Origin of the sequence: Exiguobacterium sp. AB2, from assembly GCF_000696055.1 — a bacterium.
GTDB lineage: Bacteria > Bacillota > Bacilli > Exiguobacteriales > Exiguobacteriaceae > Exiguobacterium > Exiguobacterium alkaliphilum.
In genome coordinates this window covers 35314-49839 of record NZ_JNAA01000029.1, presented here as the reverse complement: position 1 = coordinate 49839, position 14526 = coordinate 35314, and the positions used below count along the sequence as shown (strand labels likewise).

Genomic DNA, 14526 nt, shown 5'->3' with positions numbered 1-14526 from the left:
AAACAGTACGAGTACGAGCAGACGGATGAGTTCAAGGACTATCGCCGCAAGCGCTTCGCCATCGACGCGAAAAATAGTCAATTGAAGAACCCGCAAGGTCTGGCGCGCAACAAGACGTCAGACCTGAAAGGCATGACGTTACAGGGCGTGATGGCAATCATTGCGGTCAACCTGAAGCGAATCATCGCCCTTCGAAAAGAAAATACAGGATGAGGGCAAGGAAAAAAGAGGGATTGTCCCGACGTGAGTCGGTTCAATCCCCCTTTTTTCTTTTCACGCTCGGATAGAGCGGAGGTTTTTCAGTGCCCTCCACTATGCGGGGCGTCATTTTTGATTACCATCTCCGCTTTTGGCGGAACGACGGATATAAGTTGAAGTGACCGGTCGCATTCCGCTCTGCCGTTCGTTCGGAAATACGTTCTTGGCACGTTTGGCACATATACGTTTTGGCGGGTTTGTTGCGAAGCCGTTTCGCTTCAAACGACCACGAGTCAATCGTTTCGACTTTATCACAAAGAGAGCACTTTACGCGCATGGTCTCACCTTCCTCTTTCTTGATTATAGCATGATTTCACAATAGAAAAGCAGGGAATGAATGAGGTAAGGGCGAAAGCATTTCATATACCCGTGGAGGAGGGGAGTGTATGGCAAGTAAAGCGATGTTTGAGTTGACTGAAGCGCAACAGGGTGCGTTGAACGACATGCCGTTATCGATATTAGTCGCGTTCGACGAAGCGAAGCGATGGCCGACGACACATGCCATCAGTTGGGTGCAAACCCCGACGCGACAGACGATTCGGTTCGCCCTGACGAAAAACTCACATTTAATCACGCTATTGCGACAAGAAAAAACAGCGAGCCTCGTCTTTATCGAAGACGGCTCGGCGTACAACGCGACGTTATCTCCGGTCGCGGAGTTTGAACCTAGTATCGTTCCGGCGCTACACCTTCGCTTTTTCGAAGGGCGGATCGAGGAAGTTCGGAACATCTCGTTTTACGGCGCCATGTTCGGGCAACCGGAAATCATCAAGACGTACGATGTGGAAGCAGCAGAAAAGTTGGACCGTGAAGTCAAGGAAAGCTTGAACTCCTGATCACCAACAATTTGCGAGGGGCGGCAAAGTCTATGAAAAAAACATATGTGCTCGATACGAACGTACTCTTACACGATCCACTCTCTTTATTTCAATTTGATGAGCACGATGTCGTCATCCCGGCGATCGTCTTAGAGGAACTCGATGGGAAGAAGCGAAACATGGATGAGGTCGGTCGCAACGCCCGAGAGACGGCGCGTGTCCTCGACCAACTTCGGACGACCGCGAAACTGCACGACGGGGTGCCGCTCGAAAACGGAGGCCGGTTGTTCGTCGAGATCGGCCATGAACATTCGGTCGATTTTCCGTTCGACGTCATGACGAATGACAACCGGATCTTGACCGTCGCATTAGGACTTATGAAACAATACGAGCACGACCCGAACCGAAAAGTCGTGGTCGTGTCGAAAGATATACTCGTCCGTGTCAAAGCGGACGCCATCGGCATCGAAGCCGAGGACTATTTGACGGACCATATCGTCGATACGACGAACCTGTATGCCGGGTACCGCGAATTTGAGGTCGACCAAACGCTCATCGACGAATTCTATAAAGTGCGTCAATTGCCTGTGTCGGCCATTTCGAAAAATCAGCTGTATCCGAACTCGTTCGTCGTCTTGAAAAGCAACGTCTCGAAAGCGAGCGTTCTCGCCGTCGTCGACGCGTTGCAACCGATCATCCGGCCTTTATCGCTCGATGCCGACCATGTTTGGGGCATCCACCCGCGTAACGTCCAACAACGGATGGCACTCGATTTACTGCTCCGTGATGACATCCCGTTCGTCACGCTGCTCGGTAAAGCCGGGACCGGGAAGACGTTGCTCGCGCTCGCGGCGGGCCTCTCCCTCGTCGAGGACGAACATCGCTTCAACAAGCTCGTCGTCGCGCGGCCGGTCGTCCCGATGGGGAACGATATCGGGTATCTACCGGGCGAGATGGAAGAGAAACTCCGTCCGTGGATGCAACCGATTTATGATAACTTGGAATTTTTATTCAACGCCAATTCAAAAGACGAACTCGGCAATATCTTGGCCGGCATCAAATCGATTCAACTCGAGGCGCTCACGTATATTCGCGGACGCAGCATGCCGGACCAGTTCATCATCATCGATGAGGCGCAGAACTTGACGAAGCATGAGATTAAGACGATTTTAACCCGTGTCGGCGAAAACTCGAAAATCGTCCTCGTCGGCGATCCGTATCAAATCGACCATCCGTACTTGGATGAGTATTCGAACGGGTTGACGTATGCGGTCGAACGATTCAAAGGACAAAACGTGTTCGGTCACGTCCAACTCGTCAAAGGGGAGCGTTCGTCGCTCGCCCGGTTGGCCGCCGACTTGCTATAACAAAAAACGCCGAGCGCGCGCTCGGCGTTTTCAGCTTGTTGACTAACATCAATCGAATCGCTCGTCCTTCCGGCGCCCACGCTTTCCGCAGGCAATCCCGGAGCCGCATCGCGACTCGCGTCGCTGCTGGGTCTCCGTCGGATTGCTCTCCTGCAGGAGTCGGGTCGCCATCTGACGGCCGTTTTTCTATTTCTGTCGCCATGATATCCGAAACGAACGTCGACATCGTACGTCATCCATTCCGTGTCGGGGTGAGTAGATTGAACTCGTTGAACACAAAAAAGACGAATCAAATCGCAAGGGGCGATTTGGTTCGTCAACATCCTGCGCCGAGATAACGTTCGGCGTTTTATTTTGGCTTTGCAACAAGTGAACGAACGTTTGATTTCTCTAAAAATGCGTTCATCAACATGATGAGCCCGGTGACGACGAACAAAGCCGAAAATCCAAAATGGACGACGATTTGAGATCCGAACAACGGACCGAGCAAATTCCCCATAAACTGGGCGGACTGATTGTATGAGAAGATTCGACCTGTGGCGAAGCTCGGCGTATGTTGCCGCAGCAACGACTGTACGGACGGCAGGAGCGCCGCTGTCGCGAACCCGAGACCGAAGCGTAAGAAGACGAGCTGTGTCGTCGATGTGACGAACGCCTGTGGGATGAGGAGCGCGCTATAGACGATGAGCGCCCAAAACAAGATGCGTTCCGCGCCGAAACGGTCCGACCATTGGCCGAGCCGCGGCGCCGAAATCAGGGCGGCGACTCCCGGGGCCGAGGCGACGATTCCAGCAAGAAATGCAAGCGACGTCGTATACGGATTTAACTCCCGGACGTAAAGCGTCAATAACGGGCCGATCGACTGCGTGGAGAACGTGATTAAGAATGTCGTGACAAACAAGCTGAGTATCAGTTGCGGATGGCGAAGCGAGCGAATAATCGATTTCGTCGAATCGAGTTTTTCACGCGCCACGGGTACGAAGTCTTCTTTGACGAATACGAGTGTGATGAGAAACGTCAAGAAGAGCGCACTTCCTGTAAAGAGAAAAACGGATCGAAGCCCAACCCAGTCAGCGAGCAGTCCGCCAATTAGCGGACCGAGGAGACCACCGGTGATGCCACCGGTCGACAACGTACCGAGCGCCCAGCCACTTTTCTCTTTTGGTGTTTGTGAAGCGACAAGCGTGATGCCGGCCGAGATAAATCCGGAGACGGCACCCATTAAGAGCCGAAGCCCGACGAGTTGATAAATGTCTTGGACGAAACTGATGAGCGTCATGACCGTCGCCATCCCAAGACTCGCTCGGATGAGCATCAATTTACGCCCTTTTTGGTCCGCGAGCCTTCCCCATAGCGGGGAGACGAAGGCGGCGACGAGGAACGTGGCACCGAACGCGATGGCCGACCATGTGACGACATCGTCCGGGTCGTGCACACCCAGCTCTTCAATAAAGAGCGGAAGGAACGGCAACACGAGACTCATCGAGGCGGCCGTCAAGAAACTTCCGAGCCAAACGATGATTAAATTCTTTTTCCATAGTGGCACCGTGAGCGTCACTTCCTTTCGAATGAATCTACATAGGATATATCTTACACTTTATGAAGTAAAAAGTCTAAAAAAAGAGAAGGCAAAAGCCTCCTCATCCGTTGCTGCGGACGACGATATGGTCGACCGAGCGAATGCACTGATTGTCATAGAGCACATATACAGGCCCGTCTGTGAGCACTTTGCCGTCCTTTGAGAATTGAAGATAGACACTGCTCGCTTCAGCGAGCGAGAGCGTCAACGTCGTTTCCCCGTAAAAGCTAACGTGAGTCGCGGTCGCGAGCGGTTCGGCGTTTTGTAAAAACGGTGCGAACGGCATGGCGAACGAATCGCGGAGTGCCGCATCTTTATCGGCACGTGACATCGGTTTGTTATGGTCGATTCGAGCGCCTTGTGTCAGCCCCTCATCCCATGCCTTCCCCATTTTGGCATAATAAGCGTCCTGATCGCTTTCGAGTTCGGAATCAAGTGCCTCGACATTTCGCTTGCGCTCGTCAAAAATCCATACGGTCGGGTCGATTGTCAAAGCGTGACGTACAGCCCCGTCTAACGGAAAAATCATTGGTAGTCCCCCTTTATTCACGGTACACTGTTCATTATACAAGGTTTGGCATCAATTTGTGAACAAGACAGAAACTCGCCTTGAATCGCGACTGTACATTGAATTATGATGAATTATAATGTACAGTTGAGTTATGACAAACAGTCTGTCATTGTACGGAGGAGGGGTCGTAGTGGCGACAAATTTGGCTGCAGTCCAACGGGAGCAAGCGCTTCAATTACTTGAAGCCGATGCGGAGAAAATCCGTTGTTTGATTGAAGTGCAGTTAGAAAACCTAAAAATGCCGAAGTGCCCGCTTTATGAAGAGGTGCTTGATACACATATGTTCGGTCTATCACGCCAAATTGATTTTGCGGTCCGTCTTGGACTCATTTCAGACATTGAAGGTAAAGGACTGCTCGATTCATTGGAACAAAAGTTATCCGCGCTCGCGGAAGCTTCAGAACTATGAACCTTATACTCAAACTGTGCAAGCGGCGCTGTTTGAGTATTTTTTTATAATGGTCAATCGGATTGCTGTACATAAGGAAGTGAACAGATGAAAACGAGATTTCAGTATTTTGATTTTACGTTGTTTATCGCCGTGCTCATGCTCGTCGGCATCAGCTCGGTCATGATTTACAGTGCGAGTGTGTGGAACCGAGGGGATTATGCGAATAGTGGCCTATTTTATCGGCAGCTCATCTATGCCGGAATCGGCGTATTCGTTTATTTAGTGGCGACGCTCTTCCGTTATGAGAACTTTCGGAAGACACACATCTTATATGGTCTTTATGCGTTGACGGTCATCCTGTTGTTCGTCACATGGGCGATGCCACCGTTGAACGGTGCCCGGGCATGGCTCGTCGTCGGTGGTTTCACGATGCAACCGGTTGAGATCGCGAAGTTCGCGCTGATCTTATTGCTCGCGAACTACTATCACCGGCTCTGGAACCATGAGCTAAAAGGGCTACCGGGCCGAATCGGACGGGCCGCCATCGTCAAGAAAGGATGGCGTGCTCAAATCGGGGCGTTCTTCCTGATTCCAATCATTTATTATTTCCTCCCGTATGCCATCGCCATCAACGGGCAACCGGACCACGGGGGACTGTTCGTCCTTGGCGCCATCATGTTCATGATGTGGCTCGCGGTCGGGTCACCACTTCGCATCATCATCCCGGCAATTTTGGCAGGGGTCGGCTTCGTCTATGCGATGTATACGTTCGTCTTCACCGATAATCAGGTGAGTCGTGTCGACGTCGTGTTCAATCCGTTTATGGACCCGGAAGGTTACGGGCACCAGTTGCTCATGTCGATTATCTCCATCGTCCATGGCGGACTGACGGGCGTCGGACTCGGGAACAGTTATCAAAAGTATGGATACTTGCCGGAGCCGGAGACGGATTATATCATGTCCATCATCGCGGAAGAGCTCGGCTTCATCGGCGTCGTGACCGTCTTGACGTTACTGTTTTTCATCGCGTTCCGCGCCATCAACATCGCCAATCATACGGACAACCACTTCGCCATGTTCGTCTCCTTCGGGATCGCGGCGCAGTTGATGGTCCAAACGGCCATCAACATCGGGGCGATGTCGGGTTGGTTCCCGGGTACCGGCGTCACGCTTCCGCTCGTCAGTTACGGGGGGACGTCGCTCATCATGACGATGGGTATTCTCGGTGTACTGAGTAGCATCTCGATGCGGAATCGACATCGGGAAGCGACAAGACGGGCTGAAATTCGTGAAAAGTCAGCAGAAAACGTTCAAAGCTCGTCATTGCATGTAGTAAGGTAAGACTGAAAGGACTACTTTTATGGGGGGAATTCATTTGAAACCAATTAGCAAATTACTAGTAGCCAACCGTGGTGAGATTGCCATTCGTGTATTTCGTGCCGCCACAGAGCTCGGCATGCGCACCGTTGCCATCTATTCACAAGAAGATAGCGGATCGTTACACCGCTTCAAAGCCGACGAAGCGTATTTAGTCGGCTTGGATAAAAAGCCAATCGATGCGTATCTCGATATCGAGGACGTCATTCGAATCGCGAAGCAATCGGGAGCTGACGCGATTCACCCGGGCTACGGTTTCTTGTCAGAGAACATCGAACTAGCACGTCGTTGCCGCGAAGAAGGCATCATCTTTGTCGGGCCGAACGAATCCCACTTGCATGCGTTCGGGGACAAGGTTCGGGCCCGTCAAAACGCGATTGCGGCCGGCCTACCGGTCATCCCGGGTTCAGACGGTCCGCTCACATCGTATGAAGACGCCTTGGCGTTCTCAAACGAGCACGGATTCCCGCTCATGGTCAAAGCCGCGATGGGCGGCGGCGGACGCGGCATGCGCGTCATCCGTTCAGAAGCTGAGATGAAAGATTTGATTGAACGTGCCAAGTCAGAAGCGAAGCAAGCGTTCGGTTCGGACGAAGTGTACATAGAGAAACTGGTCGAACGACCAAAACATATCGAGGTCCAAATCCTCGGTGATGACCACGGTAACATCATCCACTTGTTCGAACGCGACTGCTCGGTCCAGCGCCGTCACCAAAAAGTTGTCGAAGTCGCACCGTGTGTGACGCTCTCGGAAGAGTCGCGCCAAGCGATTTGCGACGCGGCCGTCCAGCTGATGCGCCATGTCGGCTACGTGAACGCCGGGACGGTCGAGTTCCTCGTCACAGAAGACGAGTCGTTCTACTTCATCGAGGTCAACCCGCGCATCCAAGTCGAGCATACAATCACCGAGATGGTGACCGGATTCGATATCGTCCAGACGCAACTCATGATCGCGCAAGGCGAGTCGCTCCACGGTGAAATGATTCACATGCCGAAGCAAGAAGATATCAAGTTGCTCGGTTTCGCGATTCAATCGCGCGTCACGTCAGAAGACCCGGCCAACAGTTTCATGCCGGACACCGGGAAGATTATGGCGTATCGTTCACCGGGCGGGTTCGGGGTTCGCCTTGACGGCGGGAACGCTTATGTCGGGGCTGAAATCTCACCATATTATGACTCGCTCCTCGTCAAGTTGTCGACGCATGGGATGACGTTCGAACAAGCTGCTTCGAAGATGGTCCGTAACTTGAACGAGTTCCGGATTCGCGGCATCAAGACGAACATCCCGTTCTTGATTAACGTGATGAAGCACCAGAACTTTATTAGCGGTGACTATAACACGTCGTTCATCGATGAAACGCCGGAACTGTTCGTCTTCCCGAAACGGAAAGACCGTGGAACGAAGTTACTCAACTATATCGGCGACGTCACGGTGAACGGATTCCCGGGCGTCGGATTGAAAGACAAACCAATCAGTCGCTCGGTCCGGATTCCGCACGACCTTCCGGCCGAGGCGAAGCCGGGCTCGAAACAAATCTTGACGGAGCTCGGTCCGACCGGTCTCGCCGATTGGGTCAAACGTCAGCCTGAGCTGTTATTGACCGATACGACGATGCGCGACGCCCATCAGTCGCTCCTCGCGACCCGGATGCGCACGCAAGACATCTTAAATATCGCGGAGCCGACGAGCAAGCTTATGCCGGAACTGTTCTCGGTCGAGGCGTGGGGCGGGGCGACGTTCGATGTGGCGTACCGTTTCTTGTCAGAAGACCCATGGGTCCGACTCATGCGCCTGCGTGAACGGATGCCGAACGTCTTGATTCAAATGCTCTTACGTGGGGCGAACGCCGTCGGATACAAAAACTATGCCGATAACGTCATCGAGAAGTTCGTCCACGAGGCGGCGTATGCCGGTGTCGACGTCTTCCGAATCTTTGATAGTTTGAACAACGTCGAATCGATTCAATTGGCAATCGATGCGACGCTTCCGACAGGGAAAGTCGCCGAGGCGGCAATCTGTTATACAGGTGACTTATATGACGGCAACCGGCCGAAATATCACTTGCCGTATTACGTCGACTTGGCGAAGAAACTCGAAGCGAGCGGGGCCCACATCCTTGCCATCAAGGACATGGCCGGCCTGCTCAAACCGGAATCGGCGTATGCGCTCGTCTCGGCATTGAAAGATGCCGTTGACTTGCCGATCCACTTGCATACGCATGACGCTTCGGGCAACGGAATCTTCACGTACGCCCGGGCGACCGATGCGGGCGTCGATATCGTCGACGTGGCGGCGAGCTCGATGTCAGGGATGACGTCGCAGCCTTCAGGCGGCAGCTTGATTTATGCGCTTGACCATCACGCACGTCAACCGAAAATCGATGCGAAGCATTACGAGGTCATCAGCGACTACTGGCAAGATGTGCGTCATAACTACGAGCCGTTCGAGAGCGACATGCGCGCTTCGAACCCGTCGGTATATGAGCACGAGATGCCGGGCGGACAGTACTCGAACTTGCAGCAACAAGCGAAAGCGGTCGGATTGGGTGACCGTTGGAGCGAAGTGAAGGCGATGTATGCCCGCGTCAACATGTTGTTCGGAGATATCGTCAAAGTAACACCGTCGTCGAAAGTCGTCGGCGACATGGCGCTCTTCATGGTCCAACATAACTTGAGCGAACAAGATGTGATTGATCGCGGTCACCAACTCGACTTCCCGGATTCGGTCGTCGAGATGATGCGTGGCGAGCTCGGGACGCCTCCAGATGGTTTCCCGACCGATGTGCAACAAGCGATCTTGAAAGGGGAGAACCCGCTCGAGGTTCGTCCTGGCAAGTTGATTGAACCGTATAATTTCGAAGCGGCGCGGACGGAGCTGTTCGAGAAGTTCGAACGTCCGGTCACAGACTTCGAGTTGCTCGCCCATGCGCTTTATCCAAAAGTGTATGACGACTACGTCAAACATACGAACACGTACGGTGACGTCTCGGTGCTCGACACGTTGACGTTCTTCTACGGATTGAACGTCGGTGAGACGATTCAAGTCGAGATCGAGACAGGGAAAACGCTCATCATCAAGCTCGTCCAGGTGAGTGCGCCGAACGAGGATGGCATCCGTCTTGTCTCGTACGAGATGAACGGGGTACCGCGTGAAATCGAGATTAAAGACGTGAACGTGAAATCGGCGACGACGAGCCGTCCGAAAGTCGACCGGACGAACCCGAAACAAGTCGGAGCGTCGATGCCGGGCTCAGTGTTGAAAGTACTCGTCGAACCGGGTAGCCGTGTCCACCGCGGGGAGCAACTGCTTGTCACGGAAGCGATGAAGATGGAAACGACCGTCCAAGCCGCTCAGGACGGGGAGATTAAAGCGATCCACATCAAGGAAGGCGACACAATCCAAAGTGACGACTTGTTAATTGAGTTTGTATAATGGGAAGAAGCATAGCATGGCTATGCTTCTTTTTTAGATGGGAGAGGGAAAGATGAGACGAGTTTGTTGGTTCCGGTCCGATTTTCGGTTGCATGACAACCATATGTTGCATCGTGTCTTGAAAGACGCGGAGGAAGGCGATGAAGTGGCGTTCGTGTTTTGGCTGAATCCGAAATACTGCGACCCGTTCGATACGCGGCATGACTATTACTTCTCGACGATGAAGCGTTTCATGGACGAATTAGAAGAACGCGACCTCGGGCTTCATGTGATTGTGGCCGAGACGGAAGATGATTTTGTCGACCAACTCGGAGCGGTGGGGGCGCTTTACTTCAATGCGGAGTATGTCGAGCCGTTCAAACAGCGAGACGACAACGTCATCAAGTTACTCGGGGATGAGGTGCTCGTCGTCCGGTTGCTCGATCGACACTTGTTCGCACCGAACGCCTTCACGAAAAAAGACGGTGATCCCTATAAAGTGTACACTCCGTTCAAAAAGGCGGCCTATGAAGAGGTGCCGCCAAAACCGTATGAAGTGAGTCGTGACAGTTTGAAACGACTTGTGACGTCAAAAAACGAGGTACCGCCTGAACTGAAGAAACAGTTCGACCGGTGCGAGCGGGAATGGAAAGCGCTCGGGGAGACGGCTGCGAAACACCGGTTGACCGACTTCGTGAACGAACGGATCAACCAGTATGACGAGGACCGTGACGTTCCGTCCATCGCCGGGACGAGCCGTCTGTCCCCGTATTTACGGACCGGCGTCTTATCGATTCGGACCGTCGCCGACGCCGTCTTGTCGGCACCGAAGTCGAAAGGACGTGACACGTATTACGACGAACTGTTGTGGCGCGAGTTCTACTACATGATTATGGTCCAATTCCCAGGGCTGAAAGACCGGCCGTTCAACGACAAGTATAAACACCTCGACTGGGAGGACAACGACGAACAGTTCGACCGCTGGTGCCGAGGGGAGACCGGTTATCCGATCGTCGATGCGGCGATGCGCCAAATGAACGAGACGGGTTGGATGCACAACCGTTTACGGATGATTGTCGCCTCGTTCTTATCAAAACATTTGCTCATCGATTGGCGCAAAGGGGAGCGGTATTTCGAACGGAAGTTGATCGACTATGAGGCCGCCTCAAATATCGGGGGCTGGCAATGGGCCGCGTCGGTCGGAACGGATGCGGTTCCATACTTCCGCATCTTTAACCCGACGACGCAGTCGGAGAAGTTCGACAAAGACGGGACGTTCATCCGGAAGTTTGTGCCTGAGCTGGACCATCTCGACGCGAAGGCGATTCATTTCCCTGATGCAAGCGAACGGGACGGGTACGTCGACCCGGTCGTCGACCATAAAGAAGCACGGGCAAGGGCGCTCGAACGCTTTAAAGACGCGCAATAAAAAAGCCTCCCGAATAGACGGAAGGCCAGAGACGGACCAGGTCGCAAAAGCGACTTGGTCCGTTTTCGCATTAGCTGATGTTTTGTTTCGAGGCATCATGACTCGCTTGGGCCCGATACGCATGATACGCCAAGTAGGAGATAATCCCGAAATAGCACGTGATCAAGAAGGCGTGAAGGAGCGGCACGTAAGTCGCGTGCCCGCCGAGAACGATCCACGCCCCGGTGCCGACTTGGAGCATGATGAAGAAGAACGAGGCCCACATGCCACGCTCGACAAGACGGTTCGTCTCACGGCGAGCCAAGTAGAGGACGTAAAGCGTGTAGAAGACGAGCAACGCGGCCATGGCGCGGTGACCCATCTGGACCCACGATTCGAACGTCCATACCTCTTGCGCACAAATCGGCCAGCCGACGCAAGAGTACGTTGCGCCGAGGTGCCGGACGTATGCCCCGGTGTAGACGACGACCATCGTGTAAATCGTCAATCCGTACAGATGGATTTTCAATTTTTCAGACACGGTCTTATGCACCCGTTCTCCCTCGAATAAGAGAATCGTCAAGATAAGTAAGGATGCGAACGAGACGAGCGAGATGCCGAAATGGAGGGCGAGGATCGCGTCCGACTGTTGCCAAATGACGGCGCCGGCTCCGATAATCGACTGAATCAACATGAAGATGAACGCGAGGAACGCGAACACTTTGACGTCGAAGCGGTTTTTCACGACCGCGAACGTCCAAATCGTCAAGGCGATGATCAGCAGTCCTTCAATCCCGGAGACGACCCGGTGACTGTATTCGATCATCGTCTCGACGCTCGGGTTCGTCGGGATCAGTTTCCCGTGACAGAGCGGCCAGTCCGTGCCGCAGCCGTCACCCGAGTCCGTCTTCGTCACGGTTCCACCCATGATGAGGACGAGCATCATCCCGAGGGTGACAAACCCTGAGAATAGTGCGAGTTTTTTATGCATTCGTTACCACCTGCTTTTGAGAAAAATCACGACAATTGCGCCTTGTAAGTTCTTATTTTTTTCGCCATACTTATTATACGGGTTTCAATCCAAAAAACGAAACGGAAAAGCTTGCAATCGCTATCAAAATCGCTATTCTAGTATTAGTAATGGGTTTTTGGTGTGACAATTATCACACGTTCGTCACAAAAAACTCGCTATTTTACAAGCATAAACGACGTATTCTTTTTAAAAATATGGTATCTTTGTTATGAGTTAGGTGTACTTTGCTTATATTGTGTTTTTTTGTGAAAAGAATACGAGGATTTCGTGATTATGTGGGGGGGTCAGTATGACAAAAGTCAACCCAGGAATGACGGTAGAAGTAGAATATACAGAATCCGCCTCATTCCGTGACTATGTTGCTCTCGCAAAAATGGGAATCGTCCGCGCTAACTTATTGTTAGTGTTTGCCGGTTTCTTTGTAGCAGCAACATACCAGAGCGATACGCCCGTACTTTATTTATTTGAAGTATGGCCGCAGCTCTTATTAACCATGTTAGGCAGCGCACTCGTCATCTCCGGGAGTTGTTACCTAAACAACTTCGTGGACCGTGATATCGATTACTTGATGGGACGTACGGACAATCGACCGAGTGTCACCGGGAAAATTTCAGGAGAACGTATTTTACTCCTCGGATTGACGCAACTCGCGGTCGGGACATTCATGTTATTGATTGTGTCGTATGTGGCAGCAGTATTCGGTTTAATCGGGGCATTTTTTTATGTCGTCATCTATACGATGTGGCTGAAACGGACGCACACGTTGAACACGGTCGTCGGCAGTATTTCGGGAGCGGTTCCGCCGCTAATCGGATGGGCCGCAATCGACCCAGCGCTTCATATTGATGCGTGGCTCATGTTCCTCGTCATGTTCTTATGGCAACCGCCGCACTTCCTCGCGCTCGCGATGCGTCGCGTTGAAGAATATCGGGCAGCCGGCATTCCGATGCTTCCTGTCGTGAACGGTTTTGCCATTACGAAACGCCAAATCATTTGGTGGATCGCGACGCTCATTCCAGCATCGCTCCTGTTCATGCACTACGGTACAGTCTACGTGATTATCGCGGCCGTGCTCGGGGGGTACTGGTTGTATCTCGGTTTGAAAGGATTTAAAGCCGAGGACGAAATCAAGTGGGCCAACAAAATGTTCTTTTATTCATTGATTTATTTAGTCGTGTGGATTGTCGCTCTCATGTTGACGGCGTTGCCTTCGTCATGATGGCACGTTTAATCGCACTCACTATATAGATACTTTTGCACATCATTTTGGGAGAAAGTGGGGATTGTTGTGAAATCATTTAAGAAGCTTCTGTTTGGCATCGTCCCGATGATGATGTTTGCACTCCTGTTATCAGGGTGTGGCGTTGAGGGATTGTCTGTATTGCGGCCGATGGGAGAAGGAGCTGAGATTCAGCTTCGCATCATTCTCATCAGTTTGGCACTCATGCTCTTCGTACTCGTCATCGTTACGGTTATTTACGTGTACGTCCTTATAAAGTTCCGTCGGAAAGATGATTCGATTCCGAAGCAAGTGGAAGGAAGTAGTACGCTCGAATTGATTTGGACAGTCGTTCCAATCATCTTACTTATCATTCTCGCTGTACCGACGATTACGACGACCGTCGAGCTCGCGAAAGCGAAAGAAGCGAAAAAAGAAGAAGAAATCAACGTCACGGCGAACCTTTACTGGTGGGAGTTTGAATATCCGAACGCCGGTGTCGTCACAGGTCAAGAACTCGTCATTCCGACTGGTAAACGAGTCGGCATCAACTTGACGTCAAAAGATGTCATCCACTCGTTCTGGGTACCGGCCTTGTCTGGTAAGACCGATACGAACCCAGGACTCGATAATGAGATGTGGCTCCATGCGAACGAACCAGGTACGTTCTACGGGAAATGTGCCGAGCTTTGCGGTCCGTCACACGCCCTCATGGACTTCAAAGTCATCGCGCTCGACCAAGCGGATTACGATCAATGGCTTGAAGACATGAAAGCGAAGCAAGATGAAGACGCGGAACGCCTCACAGCGAACAACGAAAACCTCACAGTCGGCGAAGCCGTATACGTCGAGAGCTGCTTGAGCTGTCACGGTGGTGGGAAAGTTGCGCCGAGTTTGACGAACTATGGGGATCGCGAATGGTTGGCTGGCTACCTCGAGAACAACGAGGAAGAGTTGAAGCAATGGATTCGTGACCCGCAAAGCTTGAAACAAGGCGCGCTCATGCCTGGCTTCACGGAAGGCCAAATCAGTGATGAAGAGTTAGACGCACTCGTTGACTTCTTGTACGATCAGAAGATTGACTAACGGGAAA

The 14526-nt window shown here is 52.3% G+C and carries 13 protein-coding genes; 9 read left to right on the top strand and 4 right to left on the bottom strand.

Features of this window, described 5'->3' with window-relative positions:
* Positions 1-213, top strand: a 213-nt coding sequence (locus tag DI14_RS04390; protein ID WP_034805714.1) for a transposase, incomplete at its 5' end; no start/stop codon positions are given.
* Positions 214-334: 121 nt separating this feature from the next.
* Here DI14_RS04390 and DI14_RS04385 read toward each other — a convergent pair.
* Positions 335-535, bottom strand: a complete 201-nt coding sequence (locus DI14_RS04385; RefSeq protein ID WP_024369989.1) for a YlaI family protein — start codon at positions 533-535, stop codon at positions 335-337.
* A 109-nt stretch (positions 536-644) separates the two neighbouring features.
* Between DI14_RS04385 and DI14_RS04380 the strand changes: the two genes are divergently transcribed.
* Positions 645-1094, top strand: a complete 450-nt coding sequence (locus DI14_RS04380) for a hypothetical protein (protein WP_034805713.1) — start codon at positions 645-647, stop codon at positions 1092-1094.
* Positions 1095-1126: 32 nt separating this feature from the next.
* Positions 1127-2443 (top strand): PhoH family protein, encoded by a 1317-nt coding sequence (locus DI14_RS04375; RefSeq protein ID WP_034805711.1) that lies wholly within the window; start codon positions 1127-1129, stop codon positions 2441-2443.
* 349 nt (positions 2444-2792) lie between these two features.
* Here DI14_RS04375 and DI14_RS04370 read toward each other — a convergent pair whose 3' ends face one another.
* On the bottom strand, positions 2793-3989 hold the full coding sequence (locus DI14_RS04370; protein ID WP_034805709.1) for a multidrug efflux MFS transporter: 1197 nt from the start codon (positions 3987-3989) through the stop codon (positions 2793-2795).
* 94 nt (positions 3990-4083) lie between these two features.
* Positions 4084-4551: a hypothetical protein gene (locus tag DI14_RS04365; RefSeq protein ID WP_034805706.1), complete on the bottom strand. Its 468-nt coding sequence runs from the start codon at positions 4549-4551 to the stop codon at positions 4084-4086.
* A gap of 172 nt (positions 4552-4723) precedes the next feature.
* On the opposite strand from DI14_RS04365, the gene DI14_RS04360 reads away from it, so the two are divergent.
* From DI14_RS04360 to DI14_RS04345, 4 genes are all read left to right on the top strand, one after another.
* A complete protein-coding gene (locus DI14_RS04360; protein ID WP_034805704.1) occupies positions 4724-5002 on the top strand; it encodes a YlaN family protein in 279 nt (92 codons plus the stop codon).
* Between the two features lie 87 nt (positions 5003-5089).
* Positions 5090-6325, top strand: coding sequence for an FtsW/RodA/SpoVE family cell cycle protein (locus DI14_RS04355; protein ID WP_034805701.1), 1236 nt, complete (start codon positions 5090-5092; stop codon positions 6323-6325).
* A 28-nt stretch (positions 6326-6353) separates the two neighbouring features.
* The gene (locus DI14_RS04350) at positions 6354-9794 is read left to right on the top strand and encodes a pyruvate carboxylase (protein WP_369792696.1); all 3441 of its coding nucleotides are present in this window, start codon (positions 6354-6356) and stop codon (positions 9792-9794) included.
* A 52-nt stretch (positions 9795-9846) separates the two neighbouring features.
* Positions 9847-11202, top strand: coding sequence for a deoxyribodipyrimidine photo-lyase (locus DI14_RS04345; RefSeq protein ID WP_034805695.1), 1356 nt, complete (start codon positions 9847-9849; stop codon positions 11200-11202).
* Between the two features lie 70 nt (positions 11203-11272).
* Here DI14_RS04345 and DI14_RS04340 read toward each other — a convergent pair whose 3' ends face one another.
* Positions 11273-12172, bottom strand: coding sequence for a heme A synthase (locus DI14_RS04340; RefSeq protein ID WP_034805692.1), 900 nt, complete (start codon positions 12170-12172; stop codon positions 11273-11275).
* A gap of 331 nt (positions 12173-12503) precedes the next feature.
* Between DI14_RS04340 and cyoE the strand changes: the two genes are divergently transcribed.
* Both cyoE and coxB read left to right on the top strand, forming a co-directional pair.
* Positions 12504-13433, top strand: coding sequence for a heme o synthase (gene cyoE, locus DI14_RS04335; protein WP_034805689.1), 930 nt, complete (start codon positions 12504-12506; stop codon positions 13431-13433).
* A gap of 108 nt (positions 13434-13541) precedes the next feature.
* Positions 13542-14519 (top strand): cytochrome c oxidase subunit II, encoded by a 978-nt coding sequence (gene coxB / locus DI14_RS04330; RefSeq protein WP_034805720.1) that lies wholly within the window; start codon positions 13542-13544, stop codon positions 14517-14519.
* Positions 14520-14526: the final 7 nt, after the last annotated feature.

Excerpts from the sequence above, each read along its gene's own strand:
- DI14_RS04385 (WP_024369989.1), bottom strand. The coding sequence starts at position 535 with ATGCGCGTAAAGTGCTCTCTTTGTGATAAAGTCGAAACGATTGACTCG.
- DI14_RS04380 (WP_034805713.1), top strand. The coding sequence starts at position 645 with ATGGCAAGTAAAGCGATGTTTGAGTTGACTGAAGCGCAACAGGGTGCG.
- DI14_RS04375 (WP_034805711.1), top strand. The coding sequence starts at position 1,127 with ATGAAAAAAACATATGTGCTCGATACGAACGTACTCTTACACGATCCA.
- DI14_RS04365 (WP_034805706.1), bottom strand. The coding sequence starts at position 4,551 with ATGATTTTTCCGTTAGACGGGGCTGTACGTCACGCTTTGACAATCGAC.
- DI14_RS04355 (WP_034805701.1), top strand. The coding sequence starts at position 5,090 with ATGAAAACGAGATTTCAGTATTTTGATTTTACGTTGTTTATCGCCGTG.
- DI14_RS04345 (WP_034805695.1), top strand. The coding sequence starts at position 9,847 with ATGAGACGAGTTTGTTGGTTCCGGTCCGATTTTCGGTTGCATGACAAC.
- DI14_RS04340 (WP_034805692.1), bottom strand. The coding sequence starts at position 12,172 with ATGCATAAAAAACTCGCACTATTCTCAGGGTTTGTCACCCTCGGGATG.
- cyoE (WP_034805689.1), top strand. The coding sequence starts at position 12,504 with ATGACAAAAGTCAACCCAGGAATGACGGTAGAAGTAGAATATACAGAA.
- coxB (WP_034805720.1), top strand. The coding sequence starts at position 13,542 with ATGATGATGTTTGCACTCCTGTTATCAGGGTGTGGCGTTGAGGGATTG.